The organism is Streptomyces sp. P17, assembly GCF_032436805.1.
GTDB lineage: Bacteria > Actinomycetota > Actinomycetes > Streptomycetales > Streptomycetaceae > Streptomyces.
The window spans coordinates 1-244 of sequence record NZ_JAVRBF010001340.1 but is presented as its reverse complement, the minus strand read 5'-3'; the positions used below and the strand labels follow the sequence as shown (position 1 = coordinate 244).

At 41.0% G+C, this 244-nt stretch carries 1 protein-coding gene; it reads left to right on the top strand.

Annotated features, from left to right (window positions below):
• Positions 1-13: 13 nt before the first annotated feature.
• On the top strand, positions 14-244 hold a 231-nt coding region (locus RMT89_RS44905; protein ID WP_315889511.1), incomplete at its 3' end, for a hypothetical protein.

The window sequence follows — 244 nt, the reverse complement described above, 5'->3', positions numbered from 1 at the left end:
CAAACAGTACGCAATGAATCCGCAGAAAATAGCTAATCGGGTTTATAGCGGAAGAATGGGAAACGGAAATGAAGCGAGTGGCGATGGCTACCGATTCCGTGGAAGAGGATTTTTGATGATTACGGGTAAAAACAATTACCGTGCATTAACTGAATGGGCAAAGAAAAACGGAATTGATGTAGATTATGTAAACAATCCTGATTTATTACTTCGTGAAGCCGATGCGCTTATTGCTTCTCTTTGG